Origin of the sequence: Echinicola sp. 20G (assembly GCF_015533855.1) — a bacterium.
In the GTDB taxonomy this organism is placed as follows: Bacteria; Bacteroidota; Bacteroidia; order Cytophagales; family Cyclobacteriaceae; genus Echinicola.
The window spans coordinates 2,701,705-2,717,668 of sequence record NZ_AP024154.1; the positions used below are offsets into that span (position 1 = coordinate 2,701,705).

Consider the following 15,964-nt stretch of genomic DNA (forward strand, 5'->3'; position numbering starts at 1 on the left):
TTAGACAATGTCCGTTTTTCTAGGGTCAGGGCCATATTGGTTTTTTCCTTCTTCTCCTTTCTTGATCCCCAAATAAACGAAACCAATTAGATTTACTGGTGGTGGAATAAGCAGGTAGAGGGCATACTTCCAGTCTAATCCTATATCATGAAGTCTTTTTATGGCCTGTACCAAAAGTAGAATGATGGTGGTAATTAAAAGGATTCCAAAAATCACAAGGGTCAACCAGTTTTGAACTTTGATAGACTCATACATGATCATCAGGCAAAGCAAATTAATAAAATAAAATACTACAAACAGCGCAAGGTATTTTCTTCTGGTAATCCTTCCGGTGGGTTCAAGAACAGTCTTCATGGTTTTTAGGGTTTATATTAATATTACTTCAACAAGAAAGAGATGAAATTTGTTTTGCTAGGTAAATAAGCAAAAAACGCTCCATTTGGAGCGTTTTAAAATTCTAAACATGTTGTTCATATATGATCTCTGGTTCTACTACATATACAGTGCCTTTTTCGTTGATGTCCCAAAGGGTTACCTTTTTGATCTCGTTTATGAGTAATGGATCATATTTGGCTGATACCCGAATATAATTTTCAGTGAAACCATGCATTAAACCATTTTCTACATCATCTTCAAATAAGACATCAAAGGTGCCTTTTAGGTTTTCTTCATAGAACTTCCTTTTTTTCTTTTCTGATAATATCCTAAGCATTTTGGAGCGTTGATGCCTTACTTTCATAGGGACAACTTCATCCATTTCAGATGCTCTGGTATTGGCTCTTTCAGAATAGGTAAATACATGAAGGTAAGAGACTGGAAGCTCGTTCAGAAAATTATAAGTTTCTAGGAATAGCTCTTCGGTTTCTCCAGGGAAGCCAACAATCACATCCACACCAATACAACAATGGGGCATCAATGTTTTTATTTTGGAGACCCTGTCCACATAAAGTTCACGTAAGTATCTTCTACCCATTTTTCTCAATATGGTATTGCTACCAGATTGAAGAGGGATATGGAAATGAGGGACAAAACGTTTGGATTGGGAAGTAAATTCAATGATCTCATTGGTAAGCAAATTTGGCTCAATTGATGAAATCCTAAACCTTTCTATACCATTGATCTCGTCCAACGCTTTGACAAGATCAGAAAACCTTTCTTTTCTCTTACCATCTTGAATACCAAAATCGCCTATGTTGACTCCGGTCAAAACCACTTCCTTTACATCGGTCTGTGCAATTTCCTGAGCCGATTTTAGGATGTTTTCAATAGCATCACTTCGGCTTTTTCCCCTTGCAAGGGGAATTGTACAAAAAGCGCAACCATAATTGCAGCCATCCTGGACTTTGAGGAAAGTCCTGGTTCGGTCATGCATGGAGTAGGCATTGTTGAAGGTAGTGGCTTCCTGGATCTCGGAGGCAAGTACTTTGGTTTCTTGCTCTTTGGCAAAGCCATCAAGAAGTTCGATCAAACGAAATTTTTCAGCAGCTCCCAAAACAGCATCTACGCCTTTTATCTCAGAAATTTCTTTAGGCTTCAGTTGAGCATAGCAACCGATTATGGTCACATAGGAGTTTGGGGAGATCTTTTTAGCCTCCTTTACAATCTTCTTACATTTTTTGTCGGCATTCTCGGTGACAGAACATGTGTTGATAATAAAGATGTCTGGGCTGTCTTCAAAACCAACCTTTTTATAGCCTTTTTCTTCGAATTGACGGCTTATTGTAGAAGTTTCGGAGTAGTTTAATTTACACCCCAATGTATAAAATGCTACCTTTTTCAAATCTTACCCCCTTGATTTTATATTAGAGTGCAAATTTAAGTATATTATTTTGGTTTTCAATTTTTGGTTCAGAATGAGGAATTTACCGTTATTTTAAAGGTTTCGTGATGAAATGAAGCTTATTTTGTTGAAATAATGCGTTTTTTTTAAAGATTGGCTCAAAATAGTGCGATTTTTCTTTTTATTTCAGATTTTTGCTTATCTTCGCTACAGTTTTTAAACCACATTATTAAAACATGGCAACTTTACGACAAAAATCATTAATGATGGTGCAGTCAAGAGAAGATGTGTCTTTTGCAGCCCCGTCAACAAAAATCTCCGATTATTTTGGTTCTGAAGTTTTCGGTCTTTCTAAAATGAAAGAAGCTCTTGCTCCTTCAGTATATAAGAAGGTAAGTGAGGCGATCGAAAAAGGACAAAAAATTGATACTTCCAGTGCCGAAGAAGTAGCTACTGCAGCAAAAGCATGGGCGCTAGAAAAGGGTGTTACACACTATACCCACTGGTTTCAGCCATTGACCGGTTCTACAGCAGAAAAGCATGATACTTTCTTCGATGCACACGCAAGGATAGAAAGATTTAAAGGTTCAGCGCTTGTTCAGCAGGAGCCAGATGCTTCTTCTTTCCCTAATGGTGGTATAAGAACTACATTTGAAGCAAGGGGTTATACAGCTTGGGATCCAAGTTCTCCAATGTTTATTTTCGAGAACACCCTTTGTATTCCAACCATCTTCGTGTCGTACACAGGTGAGGCTTTGGATTATAAAACTCCATTGTTGAAGTCAGTTGACGCAGTGAGTGCTGCAGCTGTGCCAATTTGTCAATTGTTTGACAGAAATGTAAAGAAAGTAAATCCTTCATTGGGTGTTGAGCAGGAGTACTTTGTGATCGACAAAGCGCTTTATGCGGCAAGACCTGACTTGGTAATGGCTGGAAGAACTGTTTTTGGTCATAACCCAGCAAGGGGCCAGCAGTTGGACGATCACTATTTTGGATCTATTCCAGGTAGAGTGAAGGCTTTCATGAAGCACTTCGAAATTGAGGCTTGGAAATTAGGTATTCCTGTTTCTACGCGTCACAATGAAGTGGCTCCAGGTCAGTTTGAAGTAGCTCCTGTATTCGAAGAGATCAACAAAGCTACCGACCACAACCAATTGTTGATGGATATGATGGATAAGGTGGCTGATCAACATGGTCTTAAAGTGTTGTTCCATGAGAAGCCATTTGCCGGATTGAACGGTAGTGGTAAGCATAACAACTGGTCTTTGATCACAGATACTGGTGTTAACTTGTTCCAGCCAAGTAATTCTGCAAGAGAAAATCTTCAGTTCTTAACTTTCTTGGTGGCAACAGTAAAAGCTGTTTACGATCATGCTGATATTTTGAGAGCAAGTATCGCTTCGGCAGCGAATGACTTTAGGTTAGGGGCTAATGAAGCACCTCCTGCAATTATTTCTGTATTCTTAGGTTCTACGCTTACTGGTGTATTGGACGAATTAGAGAAGAACGGAAACATCAAGATCGAAAAAGGTGATAATATGTATATGAAGTTAGGAATCAACAAAATTCCTGAAATCATATTGGATAATACTGATAGAAACAGAACTTCTCCTTTTGCATTTACAGGTAACAAGTTTGAGTTCAGAGCCGTAGGTTCTTCTGCCAACGTGGCTGGACCAATGACTGCTTTGAACGTAATTGCTGCTGAAACCCTTCAAAATATGTATGCCGATATCAAGGCTGAAATGGAAGGTGGAAACGAGAAGAAAATTGCTATCGTTAATGTATTGAGAAAATACATCAAAGACAGTAAGAAAGTTAGATTTGAAGGAGATGGCTACTCTGAAGAGTGGGCTAATGAAGCTGAGAAAAGAGGTCTTTCTAACTTGAAGAGTACTCCATTTGCATTAGACGTATTGGAAGCGAAATCTACTGCTTCTCTTTATGAAAAGCATAATGTTCTTAATGCCACTGAGCTTCATGCAAGACATGAAATTCGTTTGGAAAACTACATCATGAAGGTTCAGATTGAATCTCGTGTGATGGGAGACCTTGCATTGAACCACATCATTCCAACAGCCATCCAGTATCAAAACAAATTGATCGAAAACGCTAATGGATTGAAAGGCTTAGGTTTAGATGCTAAAGCGGCTATTGAAACTGTAAGCGAGATCAGCAAGCATATTGAATCATTGAAGGATAATGTTCTTGCGATGATCGATGCCAGAAGAAAGCTGAACAAAGAGGAAGATATCGTTAAGAGAGCTAAAGGTTACAGTACTGATGTAAAAGATGCATTCTTCGATAAAATCAGGTATTCAGCTGATAAGCTAGAGTTGTTCGTTGATGATGAATTCTGGCCATTAGTAAAATATAGAGAAATGTTGTTCTTGAGATAAGACTAACAAGTAAATGTAAAGAGCCGGGAAGAAATCCCGGCTTTTTTTTATTCATAAGGATCGTATTGGTTCAATTCAGCGAGTTCAATAAACAATTTGGACACTTTTTTAGTGATATCCTTAAAGTACTTTTCTCCTTTTTCTTTAGAGGCTTTTTTAGGGTTGCCTATTCCAGTATCTCTGGTTACTCTTGACCATTTCCTTTCGGACCAAGCCCAGCCTTCCCTGATGCCTTCCACTAGTGATTTTCTTTCTTCTCCAAGTCCAGCTTCTTCTAATGGAAGTACCAAGTCTGGCTGAAGGTGCAGAATAAGGCTTGTTTCCATTTCATCAGCATGATCTCCTTCATGTTCAAAGTATTGGGTTTTGTCCAAGGCCTTAAACCAGTTGCAGCTAGAGAAAAACATGTCGGGAAACTTTAGTCCCAATTCTCTTAATATTGTTTTAAAATCATTTCCCCCATGGCTATTGAGGATAAGAAGTTTTCTGACTTTTTGTCTGTGAAGCACTTCGGCAATATCATTTACAATGGCCAATTGGGTGCTAGGGTTAAGGTTCATGTCCAAAAAAATGTCCGACTGTCCAGTGTTAACCCCAAAAGGGACAGTTGGAAGAACCATGATGTGGGCTCCAGATTCATAGGCCAATCTTCCGGCTTCTGCAGCAATGGATTCTGCTTCAAAATTATCAGTGCCATAAGGTAAGTGATAGTTGTGGGCTTCTGTTGCACCCCATGGTAAAATGGCCAAGTCAATATTTGTGTGTTTTAAGTCTTTCCAGTTAGATTCAGCAAGAATGTAAGGTCTCATGAGTGTTCTGTGAATTATAAGATGTTTGTCAATGGTTAATGAAGATCATGGTTTGATCCTGAATTTCTTTATGTCAATCTCTAAGTTTGGGGTAATAGCAAGCCTTTTGAAAAATACACCGGTCTTTATTTCTAATTAAAGCAGCGTGCTCTAATAATATAAGAAATTCCTTCCACTTCTTTAAATGGTTAGAAATACTTTAATTATCCGGAGATATTTTTAAAATTTGAGTAAAATTAAATGTTTGGTTAATTCTAATATCTTTTTTAAAATTTTTAAAAATTAAATTAAAGTTGTAATTTTATTTCCTGTAATTAATAGTTTGAATCCTGTTGCTATTTAGTATGTTAAAAAAGAGCTGGCTTATATTGATGTTAGGGATCATTTTGATTAGTGGGAATACTTATGCCCAACATGATAACTTGCATCGTCGCTCTAGTGTTTATGAGGCGCCAAAGGATCCTTTGGTAATTCAAAAACTTGATAAATGGCAGGATTTGAAATTTGGAATGATTATTCACTGGGGTGTTTATGCCGTTCCAGGGATGATTGAGTCATGGGCTTTATGTTCTGAAGATTGGATCAACCGAGACAGTACAGTTACCTATAATGACTTCAAAAAGTGGTATTGGGGTTTAGCAGACGAGTTTAATCCAGTCAATTTTGATCCAGATCAGTGGGCAGATGCAGCAGATGCAGCAGGGATGAAATACTTGGTATTTACCACCAAGCACCACGATGGGTTCAATATGTTCGATACCCAACAGACAGATTATAAAATTACAGCAGGCCCTTTTAAAAATCACCCTAAATCGAATGTGGCCAAGTATGTTTTTGAGGCCTTTAGAAAAAAGGACTTTATGATTGGGGCGTATTTCTCCAAACCTGACTGGCATTCTCAATATTATTGGTGGTCAAAGTACGCGACAGCTGACAGGAATAATAACTATGATATTCGCAAAAATCCTTGGAGATGGAATAAGTACAAAGAGTTTACTTATAACCAAATAGGGGAGTTGATGCATGATTATGGTGCTATTGATATTTTGTGGTTAGATGGTGGATGGGTTCGTCCATTGGAAACGGTGAATGAAGAGGTGCTTTCATGGGGAGCTAGGATCCCTGAGTGGAGTCAGGATATTGATATGCCAAAGATTGCCAAGATGGCTAGAGAGGCACAGCCTGGTGTTTTGATGGTGGATAGAACCGTGCATGGTCCATATGAGAACTATCAAACTCCTGAGCAAAGTGTTCCTGCCGAGCAACTTGATGTGCCATGGGAGTCATGTATGACTTTGGGGCACTCATGGGGTTATCATCCAAGACAGAATTACAAGTCAGTGAATAAGGTAGTACACACTTTAGTTGAAGTGGTTGCCAAAGGAGGAAGTTTACTTTTAGGTGTGGGACCAAAACCTGACGGAACCCTTCCTGATGAAGATGTGAAAAGATTGAAAGGTATTGGAGATTGGTTGGAGGTGAATGGAGAAGCTATCTATGGAACTAGGACAGTCAATTATTACAAAGAAAATAACATTTATTTTACTCAGGATAAGAAAGGAAAGACTTTTGCCATTCTTCTGGTGGAGGAGAACATGGGGATTCCAAATACTGTTTCTTGGTCTACTCAACAGTCGGTAAAAGGGAAAAGCGTACGTCTACTGGATGGCAATAAGAAATTGGAAGTGAATAAAGTAGGGGAAGAAATAGTAGTGACAATTCCAGAAAAAATAAGAAAAGAGATCAAGCAAAAAGAAGCAATTGTTTTTGCCTTTGAAAATGAATAAAAATATTTATTAGGGTCAAAGCCTGGGGGGAAGGATTCCCTTCGGGCTTTTTTTTTTGACTTCTTGGCTCATTTTTTGAATCCATATAGATGTTAGGGTTCTTATTTAGAAATTCTAACCTTATCTTCGTAAACCATAGAAATACTTTTATTATGAAAGGGATTATTCTTGCCGGTGGATCCGGAACGCGACTGTATCCATTAACTATTGCGGTCAGTAAACAACTTATGCCTGTTTATGATAAGCCAATGATTTACTATCCATTATCTGTTTTGATGATGGCTGGGATCAGGGAGATCTTGATTATTACTACTCCCGAAGATTCAGAAGCTTTTCAAAAGTTGTTGGGAGACGGCTCCCATTTGGGCTGCGAGTTTTCATTTGCAATTCAGCCTAAGCCAGAAGGTTTGGCACAAGCTTTTGTAATCGGAGAAGAATTTATAGGTGATGATAAAGTGGCATTGATATTAGGGGATAATATCTTTTATGGGTCAGGTTTGCAAGAAACATTGATGAACCATACCGATCCAGAGGGAGGGGTTGTTTTTGCTTATCATGTTAATGACCCTCAACGTTACGGAGTGGTGGAGTTTGACAAAGACAAGAAAGCTATTAGCATCGAAGAAAAGCCAAAAGAACCAAAATCTAAATTTGCAGTTCCGGGACTCTATTTCTATGACAACCAAGTTGTGGAAATTGCCAAAGGAATAAAGCCTAGTGAAAGAGGAGAGCTTGAGATAACAGATGTAAATAACGCTTATTTAAAAGCAGGTAAACTAAGTGTGGGGATACTAAGTAGGGGGACAGCATGGTTAGATACAGGGACACATCAGTCTCTCCTTCAAGCTGGTCAATTTGTGGAGGTGATTGAAGAGCGTCAAGGTTTGAAAATAGGGTGTGTAGAAGAAATAGCTTATAGAAAAGGCTTTATTGATAAAGATCAACTCCTCGAGCTAGCTGATCAACTTGGGAAGAGTGGTTACGGTACTTATTTAAAAAGACTTTTATAAAGAGCAGAATGAATTCTGTTCTTTTATTTTGCAAACCATTTTTTCCAAAATGGAAATGGAGAAAGATATCTTTTGACAAAAAACTGACCTTGCATCAACATGTCATTGGTTGTGTTGCTGCCTGCATTGCCATCAAGTTCATCTGAGAGGGCTGTAAGAAGACTTGCTTCAAAACCGATGTCCCAATTGTTTCCAAATGCCATAGTACCTCCAATTCTTAGGGGAACATAAAGAGAGGTGGGGGTTGTTTTATTGATGATAACATTATTTTGGTTATTGGATGCAACAGCTTGTTCGCCAGGGACTGCCAAGAAGCCAAGACCAACGCCTGCATAGCCATTAAATCTTGACCTCATGATATGGGTCTCAAAAGGAATAAAGTAAAACTCTGGCATTATATCTAGATAAAAGGCATTTCCTTGGAATGCATAAGCTTTATTTTCTTCGCCCCATTCAAAAGCCCTATCTGAAAAGTGTTCAACATTACTGTTTACATGCTGGAACCCCATCGATGCTCTTAAGTTAATCCTGTGGTTTAATTTCTTTGCAGCAGCGACTGTAACAGCTCCGGATATTGGGAATTCAAAATTTCTATAGGGACCTCCATTGTCAGCATAAATTGACCCTGGTCCTGCAGCAATGTGAAGTGAATAAATCCTGGGAATTCTTTCTCTGTAAAAATTTTGGGCAGAGAGGCTGCCTGCGGCAAATGTGGCCATCAAAAATAATAGGCAAAAAATAGGTTTAAGAATCATGGTTTTTTATTTGTGTTGGTACATGTGTTTAAAACGTAAATATATGTAAATTTATTTTTTAAAAGTTGCAATATGTGTGCCAAAATACATTTATTTGATGTTGAAATTGTTAAAAAATGAAGTTCACCGGAATACATCACATCGCTATTATTTGTTCAAATTACAAAGTGTCTAAAGAGTTTTACACTGATATTTTGGGTTTAAGTATCATTAGAGAAGTTTATCGGGAAAAGCGAGATTCCTATAAGCTTGATTTGGCATTAAATGATCATTATGTTATTGAGTTATTTTCTTTTCCATCAGCCCCTTCTCGGACTAGTAGACCCGAAGCATGTGGCTTGAGACATTTGGCATTTTCTGTTCAAGATATCAACAAGGCTTCATCATATTTGGTGGAGCAAGGCTTTGCAGTTGAGGAAATAAGGGTTGATGAATTGACGGGTAAGAAGTTTACTTTTTTTCAGGATCCTGATGGTTTGCCTTTGGAACTTTATGAAATTTAAAACCACTTTTTTCTTTTGAAATAGTAAATCATCAAGGCGGTCAGTATGATAAAGATCAGCCAGATGATGGGATAGCCAAATGACCATTCCAACTCGGGCATTTCTTTAAAGTTCATTCCATAAACACCAGCAATAAATGTAAGTGGAATAAAAATAGTAGCAATAACTGTGAGGGTCTTCATGACCTCATTTTGCTTGGTACTCAGTTGAGTCATGTACATTTCGGCCAAGGTGCCCATCGCTTCTCTTTGTAACTCTAAGTTCTCTAATATTTCAATACTATTTTCATAGATGTCATTGATGTATGTTATGTTTTTTCGCTTGATTAGCGCATGATCTGATTTCTTCCACTGTGAAAGAATTTCTCTCATTGGCCATGAATTTTTTCGTACCTTGCTCAGTGTTTTTCTGTGGTGGTAAATATCAGATAGGTTCATGTTGTTTTTCTGACCAATGATTCGGTCTTCCATTTTTTCAATGGCATCGGCGATGAGTTCTAATATGGCGTAGTATTCATCTACAATTGAATCAATGAGCGTATAAGTAAAATAATCTGTTCCCAATCTTCTCATTTTGCCTTTTGGGTTTTCTAGTCTTGTTCTGATGGGATCGAAAATATCTTGTGGATTCTCCTGAAATGAAATGATGAAGTTGCTTCCAAAGAGAATACTCAAGTGCTCAACTTTAATTTCTTTTACACCATTTTTGGAATACAACATCTTGGTGACAATGAAAATGTAATCATCAAATTCTTCGATTTTAGGACGTTGATCTGGATCGATAATGGCTTCGATAACCAATGGGTGCAAATTGAACAAGGTGCCTATTTGGGTGATCAGTTCCTTGTTGGAAATGGTGCTGATATTTAGCCAAAATTTGTAGTCTTGTTGAAGAAGGAAAGGTTGGACTTGTTCAACGTTCTTTATGAGGTGTTTCTCGAATTTGTTTTCACCAAAACTATAAAGCTCAAGAATGGGAGAAGTTATTTCGCCGATATCATTGTTTTTTGACATGGTCGGGCAGTGTTTCTACTAGCTTTTGGCTCGTCAATGGTTTTTCAATAAAACCTTGGACAGAGAGGTATTCTTCTGATTTTTTTCTGTCCTGAAAATCAATGGAACTGGAAAGCATTAAGATGATGTCATCTCTTCCGGTACAATTTTGCTCATATTGATCCAGAAAGTCCCAGCCATTCATGACAGGCATATTGATGTCCAATAAAATTAAAAGCTTTTTATCACGTCCTAAAGAGATGATTTGCTCTAATGCATTTTCTGCCTCTAAAAATTCTTCAACATTAGAACTTAGGTTCATTTTACTGATCAACCTCTTGTTAATGAGGTTGTTAATAGGGTCGTCATCTATTAAAACAATTGAATCAAATGAAAACATCAATCGTACCTTAAAATTTCCAATCTTCTATACCAATTCGTAGTAAGATACAATTATATTTTAAAGAAAAAAAAATATTGAAAGGTCCAAATCGTTATTTTTTCTGGGGATATTGACGGAATAGGTGAGTTCATAAACAAAAAAAGAGAACATGTTACTGTCCTCTTTTTTAATGTACTTGGAAAGGGAAAGACTTACATCATGCCCCCCATTCCTCCACCACCCATTGGAGGTACTGGAGCGCCTTCTTCTTTAACATCTGCTACGACACATTCTGTAGTTAAAAGTAGTGCAGCGATAGATGCAGCATTTTCTAAAGCAAGTCTAGTAACTTTAGTTGGGTCAATTACTCCAGATTCGAACAAGTCTTCGAATTTGTCAGTACGTGCATTGTATCCGAAGTTACCAGTTCCTTCTTTGATTTTGTTGATTACAACTGAACCTTCAGCACCAGCATTGGCCACAATAGATCTCAATGGAGACTCAATAGCTTGTTTGATGATGTTGATACCAGTGTCTTGGTCTTCATTTTCTCCTTTTAGGCCTTCTAGGGCAGAAGAAGCTCTGATCAAAGCAACACCACCACCTACAACAACACCTTCTTGAACGGCTGCTCTTGTTGCATGAAGTGCATCATCAACTCTGTCTTTTTTCTCTTTCATTTCCACTTCAGTAGCAGCACCAATGTAAAGGATAGCTACACCGCCAGAAAGCTTAGCCAATCTTTCTTGAAGCTTCTCTCTGTCGTAATCAGAAGTGGTCTTTTCAATTTGAGATTTGATCTCAGCAATTCTACCTTCGATTGCAGACTTTTCACCGGCACCGTTAACGATAGTAGTGTTGTCTTTATCGATATTTACTTTTTCAGCTGTACCTAGGTACTCAACGGTAGCGTTTTCAAGTTTGTAACCTCTTTCTTCAGAAATAACTGTACCGCCAGTAAGGATAGCGATGTCTTCCAACATGGCTTTTCTTCTGTCACCGAAACCAGGAGCTTTTACAGCTGCTACTTTCAGGGCGCCTCTGATTTTATTTACTACCAAAGTAGCTAGCGCTTCACCGTCAACATCTTCAGCAATGATCAAAAGTGGCTTGCCTGACTGAGCCACTGGCTCCAATACAGGAAGCAATTCCTTCATTGAAGAGATCTTCTTGTCGTAGATCAAGATGTAAGGATTCTCCAATTCAGCTTCCATCTTTTCAGTGTTGGTAGTGAAATAAGGAGAAAGGTAACCTCTGTCAAACTGCATACCTTCTACAGTTCTAACTTCAGTTTCAGTACCTTTAGCTTCTTCAACAGTGATGACCCCATCTTTCCCCACTTTATCCATGGCATCAGCAATCATGTTACCGATTTCCTCGTCATTGTTAGCAGAGATAGTACCTACTTGAGCGATTTCTTTGGAAGTAGAGATTTCTTTAGAAGTAGCTTTCAATTCAGCAACAACAGCCGCTACAGCCTTGTCGATACCTCTTTTAAGGTCCATTGGGTTAGCACCAGCAGCTACGTTTTTGATACCTACGTTAAAGATAGCTTGAGTCAAAACAGTAGCAGTGGTAGTGCCGTCACCAGCATTGTCAGCAGTTTTTGATGCTACTTCTTTTACTAGTTGAGCTCCCATGTTTTCGATTGGCTCTTCTAGTTCAATTTCTTTAGCTACAGACACACCATCTTTAGTGATAGTCGGTGCGCCAAATTTCTTGTCGATGATTACGTTTCGACCTTTTGGGCCTAATGTTACTTTTACTGCTTCTGCAAGAGCGTCAACACCTTTTTTCAGTTTGTCTCTCGCGTCTGTATCGAAAAATAATTCCTTTGCCATTTTTTTGTTACTTTTTAGTTTTTACTTAAAATAAACTACTGGAGTGATTGATTAAAGGATCGCGAAAATATCGGACTCCCTCATAATCAAATAATCAGCACCTTCTACTGAAAGTTCTGTACCGGCGTATTTGCCGTACAATACAGTGTCGCCTACTTGGACAGTAAGTGGTTCATCTTTTTTTCCATTGCCAACAGCTACAACAGTGCCTTTTTGTGGTTTTTCTTTGGCAGTGTCAGGAATGTAAAGTCCAGATGCTGTTTTCTCTTCAGCTGCAGCAGGTTCAACTAGAACTCTGTCTGCAAGAGGTTTGATGTTCACTTTTGACATAATAGTATTGATTTTTTTAGGTTAATTTCTATGATTCCTGATGCCTCTATTACATTTCTTGTGCCAAGTGTAAAATGATAATTATCCATGACAGAAAGTCGTGAAATGGATATTGTTTCTGACATATTATAAGGTGAGATGACTGTTTGCTCTGACAATTTTACTTTTAGGACTTAGTAAGTTTGTCAGCTTTTTATTAAATTCTACTAAAATGGTAAACTATGAAAACATTGTCGGAAAACTGGATTTCAGAAGGTTGGATTGATTTCGAATATAAGAAATACTTGTTGATGGCTTATTTGAAAGAAGTAGATCAGCATTTTGGGGATGTGAAGCTTTATCCGCCTTTGGCTGATTTGATTAAGCATTACCATAAACTTCAAGATTTGGAAAAATCAAAAGGTTCCTTGCGAAGCGCTTTTCCCAAAAGAGTCGTGGGGGTTGATTATAAAAGAATGAAGTTTAACCATGAACAATTGCATGGAGAAGGGGAGTTGATGAAAGAGCTGGACAATATCATTGCTTTTTCCATACCTAAAATCAGATCTTACATTGATCAGGGAAAGGATATTTATGATTTTATAGAAGATAACTTGGTGGTTGAGCCTATTGGTTTGTCACCTATCTATCAGAAGGAGGGCTATGTTTTTATTTCATTTGAAAGATCTTCCGATGTTCATATTTACAGTTATCAGGTGAAGTTGTTTGAGAACAGTTTCGAAAAATTAAGAGGGATAGCTTTTGAGTTTATTTCCAAGGCTACCAAAAGCTTGGCCAATACTTATGAGCAAATAAAACTTGATCTTGTGAAAAATCATCGGCATTTACCTAATCCAGCCACTTGGCGAGTGCACAGTGCTAAGGTTGTTCCCTTGGAAGAGAGCTTGGTGCCAATAAGCAAGAGAATATTGATGAAAATGATTGCATAAAAAAAGCCCGGAATTTCCGGGCTTGATTCGATTATTCTTTTTGAAGAAGCGAGGGTTCCTGTTCGTTTAAGATTGGGCTTGGTTGTCTTTTTGATTGATTGATTAGACTGCTTTCTTCCTCTTTTTCTTTCTGTCTTTTCAGCTCACGGTTTTTGATAACTTCATCACCGGGCTTTCCAAATAGGATTTTAAAAGCCTCATTTTTGCTTTCTGCCTTTTTTAGGTCACTTACAATATCGTACCACTCGTGGAAAACCAATGTGACAGGGTTATAGGTGTTCACTGGTTTCGTAATGCCATAATTTGGCCTTTCGGCTTCCGGCATAAAAGTTCCAAACATCCTGTCCCAAATGATAAAGGTAGATCCATAGTTTTTATCAAGATAATGCTCATCACTGGCATGGTGTACTCTATGATGGGATGGCGTTGTGAAGATGTATTCTATTGGTGCAGGAAGCTTGTTGATGTATTCTGTATGAATCCAAAACTGATACAAAACGGCAATTTGATGACAGATAAAGAAGACAAATGGGTCAAATCCAATCATCACAACAGGGATAAAGAAGATGAACTTAATGTGCTGAGTCCAACTTAGTCTGAATGATACCGAGAAATTGTATTTGTTGGAATTATGATGGGTGACATGAGTGGCCCACCAAAACCGCTGCTCATGAGCAACCCTGTGAGCCCAGTACCTTGCAAAGTCAATGGCAATAAAGCACAAGATAAAGGACCACCAGGAAGGTGCTATTTTCCAAGGAACAATATTCCAAAAGAAAAGAACTGCTGTGAATAGTGCTACCTTGATCACAGCGCTTATTCCCACATTGATCAGGCCAATGGTGGAAGCGGCCAAAAAGTCTTTCCCGTCATAAGAGTCTCTATTTTTATAAATACTTAAACCCCATTCGGCAAATACCAAAGCAAACATAACAGGGGCTGCCCAGAGGATGATGTTGGGCCAATCATTGGCTCCCAAATCCTCAAGACTTTTATAGTTTTCAAACATAAAATAACTTTTAGTGATTAAAATAAAGCTAAAGTAAAAGGTAATGCTAAAAAGCCACTCTACCAAGCGATAAGGGACAAATTAACATTTCTTTAGATTGATTAATTCTATGAAAATAAAAAAGCCCGATCAACGATCAGGCTTATAATTTGTTGTGATTCTTATAGCTTATTGTGCAGTGTCTGCTTCAGATTCTTCTTCTGCTGGAAGTATACTTTGGTCATCACCAAAAGTAGGAGTTATCATTTGCTCCTTGGCACTTTCAATGTTTGGAGAAGTAAATTCATCCGTGGTACCATTGTTACTTTCCAAGAATGCAGAAGTTCCAAGGGAAAGAATCAATATGGCTATCGCAAGTACCCAAGTGGATTTTTCAAGAATATTACCGGTTTTGGTAACTCCCATGATTTGAGAAGCGCTTCCTCCAAATGCCGCGCCAACACCGCCTTTAGAGTTTTGACCCAAGATCACTAGAACCAATAACACGGCCAAAACGATGATGATGCTGATTAATAAAGTAAACATATTTATTGATTTTAATCTTTTAATTCTTTTATTAAGTCCGCAAAATAAGTCTTTTTCTTCGGAAACTTCAAACTTAATTTCTGATAAATTTCAACCGCTTTGTCTTTTTTGCCCTGTTTAACCAGTAATTTGGCATAAGACTCAGATAAAAGGTTGTCATTCAGTTGGGTGCTTTGTACAGATAGGTCCTGGAGTTTGGCGATATCTTCGTTTTCCTTGATAGTGGCCAGCTTGATCTCCTTTTTACTGAAGGCTTTAATGATGTCAATCTGTTCTTTCTTTTTGGCATCCTTAATAACCTTTTTCTCTTTCTTCTTGATGGTCTCTATAAGGTCATCCCCGACCTTTTTTCTTCTAGATGAAGGTCTAGAAGGCTTTTTTGTGGCGGGATTTACTTTCCCCTCATCGGATGGGGACTTTGTGGAAGCAGTCTTTTCTTCAGTATCGGAAGACGGCTTTTCCTCTTGTTTTCTTAGTTTGGTGAGATTTTCTTCCAGTCTCTTTAATACCTCAGCCCTGCTTGTTATTTCTTCAGATACTTCAGCTTGTTTTTCTGCTTGAGGTGTGGCTTGACTTTCCTCTTTTTTAGGCTGTGTTTCAGTATTAAGGCTTGCAGAACCCTTTTCTAAAGTGATGTCTTTTGAGCTAACGAAAGAAATGTCTTCTTCAATTAGATGCTTTAGCCAAGACCTGTCTGGGCTTTGGACTGCAGCCCAATGAAGCAACTCTTTTGATTCTCCATTTGATATTTTTTGCTCATACTTTGCAGCCAATACTTTGGGGACTAAAAAGTAAGGGAATGTTTCATGTAGCTTAATCAAGGCTCTGAAATCTTCCTTGGATAGGGAATTACTGTTTTTGATAAGGCTTAAAAGTTGGGCTGCGTTCACAAGTTTTTGGTTTTGATTCTGTT

The 15,964-nt window shown here is 38.1% G+C and carries 16 protein-coding genes; 5 read left to right on the top strand and 11 right to left on the bottom strand.

The window, feature by feature from the left end:
- Both JL001_RS11380 and mtaB read right to left on the bottom strand, forming a co-directional pair.
- Entirely contained in the window at positions 1–354 is a 354-nt protein-coding gene (locus JL001_RS11380; protein ID WP_200976197.1) for a DUF805 domain-containing protein, read from the bottom strand.
- A 103-nt stretch (positions 355–457) separates the two neighbouring features.
- The gene (gene mtaB / locus JL001_RS11385) at positions 458–1,780 is read right to left on the bottom strand and encodes a tRNA (N(6)-L-threonylcarbamoyladenosine(37)-C(2))-methylthiotransferase MtaB (RefSeq protein ID WP_200976198.1); all 1,323 of its coding nucleotides are present in this window, start codon (positions 1,778–1,780) and stop codon (positions 458–460) included.
- Between the two features lie 236 nt (positions 1,781–2,016).
- On the opposite strand from mtaB, the gene JL001_RS11390 reads away from it, so the two are divergent.
- Positions 2,017–4,179, top strand: coding sequence for a glutamine synthetase III (locus JL001_RS11390; protein ID WP_200976199.1), 2,163 nt, complete (start codon positions 2,017–2,019; stop codon positions 4,177–4,179).
- Positions 4,180–4,226: 47 nt separating this feature from the next.
- Here JL001_RS11390 and JL001_RS11395 read toward each other — a convergent pair whose 3' ends face one another.
- Positions 4,227–4,988: a creatininase family protein gene (locus JL001_RS11395; RefSeq protein ID WP_200976200.1), complete on the bottom strand. Its 762-nt coding sequence runs from the start codon at positions 4,986–4,988 to the stop codon at positions 4,227–4,229.
- A gap of 371 nt (positions 4,989–5,359) precedes the next feature.
- Between JL001_RS11395 and JL001_RS11400 the strand changes: the two genes are divergently transcribed.
- Both JL001_RS11400 and rfbA read left to right on the top strand, forming a co-directional pair.
- Complete coding sequence (locus tag JL001_RS11400) at positions 5,360–6,775, top strand: alpha-L-fucosidase (RefSeq protein WP_236252784.1); 1,416 nt, start codon at positions 5,360–5,362, stop codon at positions 6,773–6,775.
- A 152-nt stretch (positions 6,776–6,927) separates the two neighbouring features.
- Positions 6,928–7,785 (top strand): glucose-1-phosphate thymidylyltransferase RfbA, encoded by an 858-nt coding sequence (rfbA, locus tag JL001_RS11405; protein ID WP_200976202.1) that lies wholly within the window; start codon positions 6,928–6,930, stop codon positions 7,783–7,785.
- Between the two features lie 23 nt (positions 7,786–7,808).
- Here rfbA and JL001_RS11410 read toward each other — a convergent pair whose 3' ends face one another.
- Positions 7,809–8,540, bottom strand: a complete 732-nt coding sequence (locus JL001_RS11410) for a DUF6089 family protein (protein WP_236252785.1) — start codon at positions 8,538–8,540, stop codon at positions 7,809–7,811.
- Positions 8,541–8,656: 116 nt separating this feature from the next.
- Between JL001_RS11410 and JL001_RS11415 the strand changes: the two genes are divergently transcribed.
- Positions 8,657–9,043 (top strand): VOC family protein, encoded by a 387-nt coding sequence (locus tag JL001_RS11415; protein ID WP_200976203.1) that lies wholly within the window; start codon positions 8,657–8,659, stop codon positions 9,041–9,043.
- Here the strand turns inward: JL001_RS11415 and corA are convergent.
- From corA to groES, 4 genes are all read right to left on the bottom strand, one after another.
- A complete protein-coding gene (gene corA, locus JL001_RS11420; protein WP_200976204.1) occupies positions 9,040–10,056 on the bottom strand; it encodes a magnesium/cobalt transporter CorA in 1,017 nt (338 codons plus the stop codon). The two genes, JL001_RS11415 and corA, sit on opposite strands and share 4 nt — an antisense overlap.
- Positions 10,040–10,435, bottom strand: coding sequence for a response regulator (locus JL001_RS11425; RefSeq protein WP_200976205.1), 396 nt, complete (start codon positions 10,433–10,435; stop codon positions 10,040–10,042). Before JL001_RS11425 ends, corA begins: the two co-directional genes overlap by 17 nt.
- 194 nt (positions 10,436–10,629) lie before the next feature.
- On the bottom strand, positions 10,630–12,258 hold the full coding sequence (groL, locus tag JL001_RS11430; protein ID WP_200976206.1) for a chaperonin GroEL: 1,629 nt from the start codon (positions 12,256–12,258) through the stop codon (positions 10,630–10,632).
- A gap of 51 nt (positions 12,259–12,309) precedes the next feature.
- Entirely contained in the window at positions 12,310–12,588 is a 279-nt protein-coding gene (gene groES, locus JL001_RS11435) for a co-chaperone GroES (protein ID WP_026235705.1), read from the bottom strand.
- Positions 12,589–12,809: 221 nt separating this feature from the next.
- On the opposite strand from groES, the gene JL001_RS11440 reads away from it, so the two are divergent.
- The gene (locus tag JL001_RS11440; RefSeq protein ID WP_200976207.1) at positions 12,810–13,517 is read left to right on the top strand and encodes a hypothetical protein; all 708 of its coding nucleotides are present in this window, start codon (positions 12,810–12,812) and stop codon (positions 13,515–13,517) included.
- 31 nt (positions 13,518–13,548) lie between these two features.
- On the opposite strand, the gene JL001_RS11445 is transcribed toward JL001_RS11440, so the two are convergent.
- From JL001_RS11445 to JL001_RS11455, 3 genes are all read right to left on the bottom strand, one after another.
- Positions 13,549–14,526: a sterol desaturase family protein gene (locus JL001_RS11445; RefSeq protein ID WP_200976208.1), complete on the bottom strand. Its 978-nt coding sequence runs from the start codon at positions 14,524–14,526 to the stop codon at positions 13,549–13,551.
- A 168-nt stretch (positions 14,527–14,694) separates the two neighbouring features.
- The gene (secG, locus tag JL001_RS11450; protein ID WP_192007630.1) at positions 14,695–15,051 is read right to left on the bottom strand and encodes a preprotein translocase subunit SecG; all 357 of its coding nucleotides are present in this window, start codon (positions 15,049–15,051) and stop codon (positions 14,695–14,697) included.
- A gap of 11 nt (positions 15,052–15,062) precedes the next feature.
- Positions 15,063–15,941, bottom strand: coding sequence for a hypothetical protein (locus JL001_RS11455; RefSeq protein WP_200976209.1), 879 nt, complete (start codon positions 15,939–15,941; stop codon positions 15,063–15,065).
- Between the last annotated feature and the right edge of the window lie 23 nt (positions 15,942–15,964).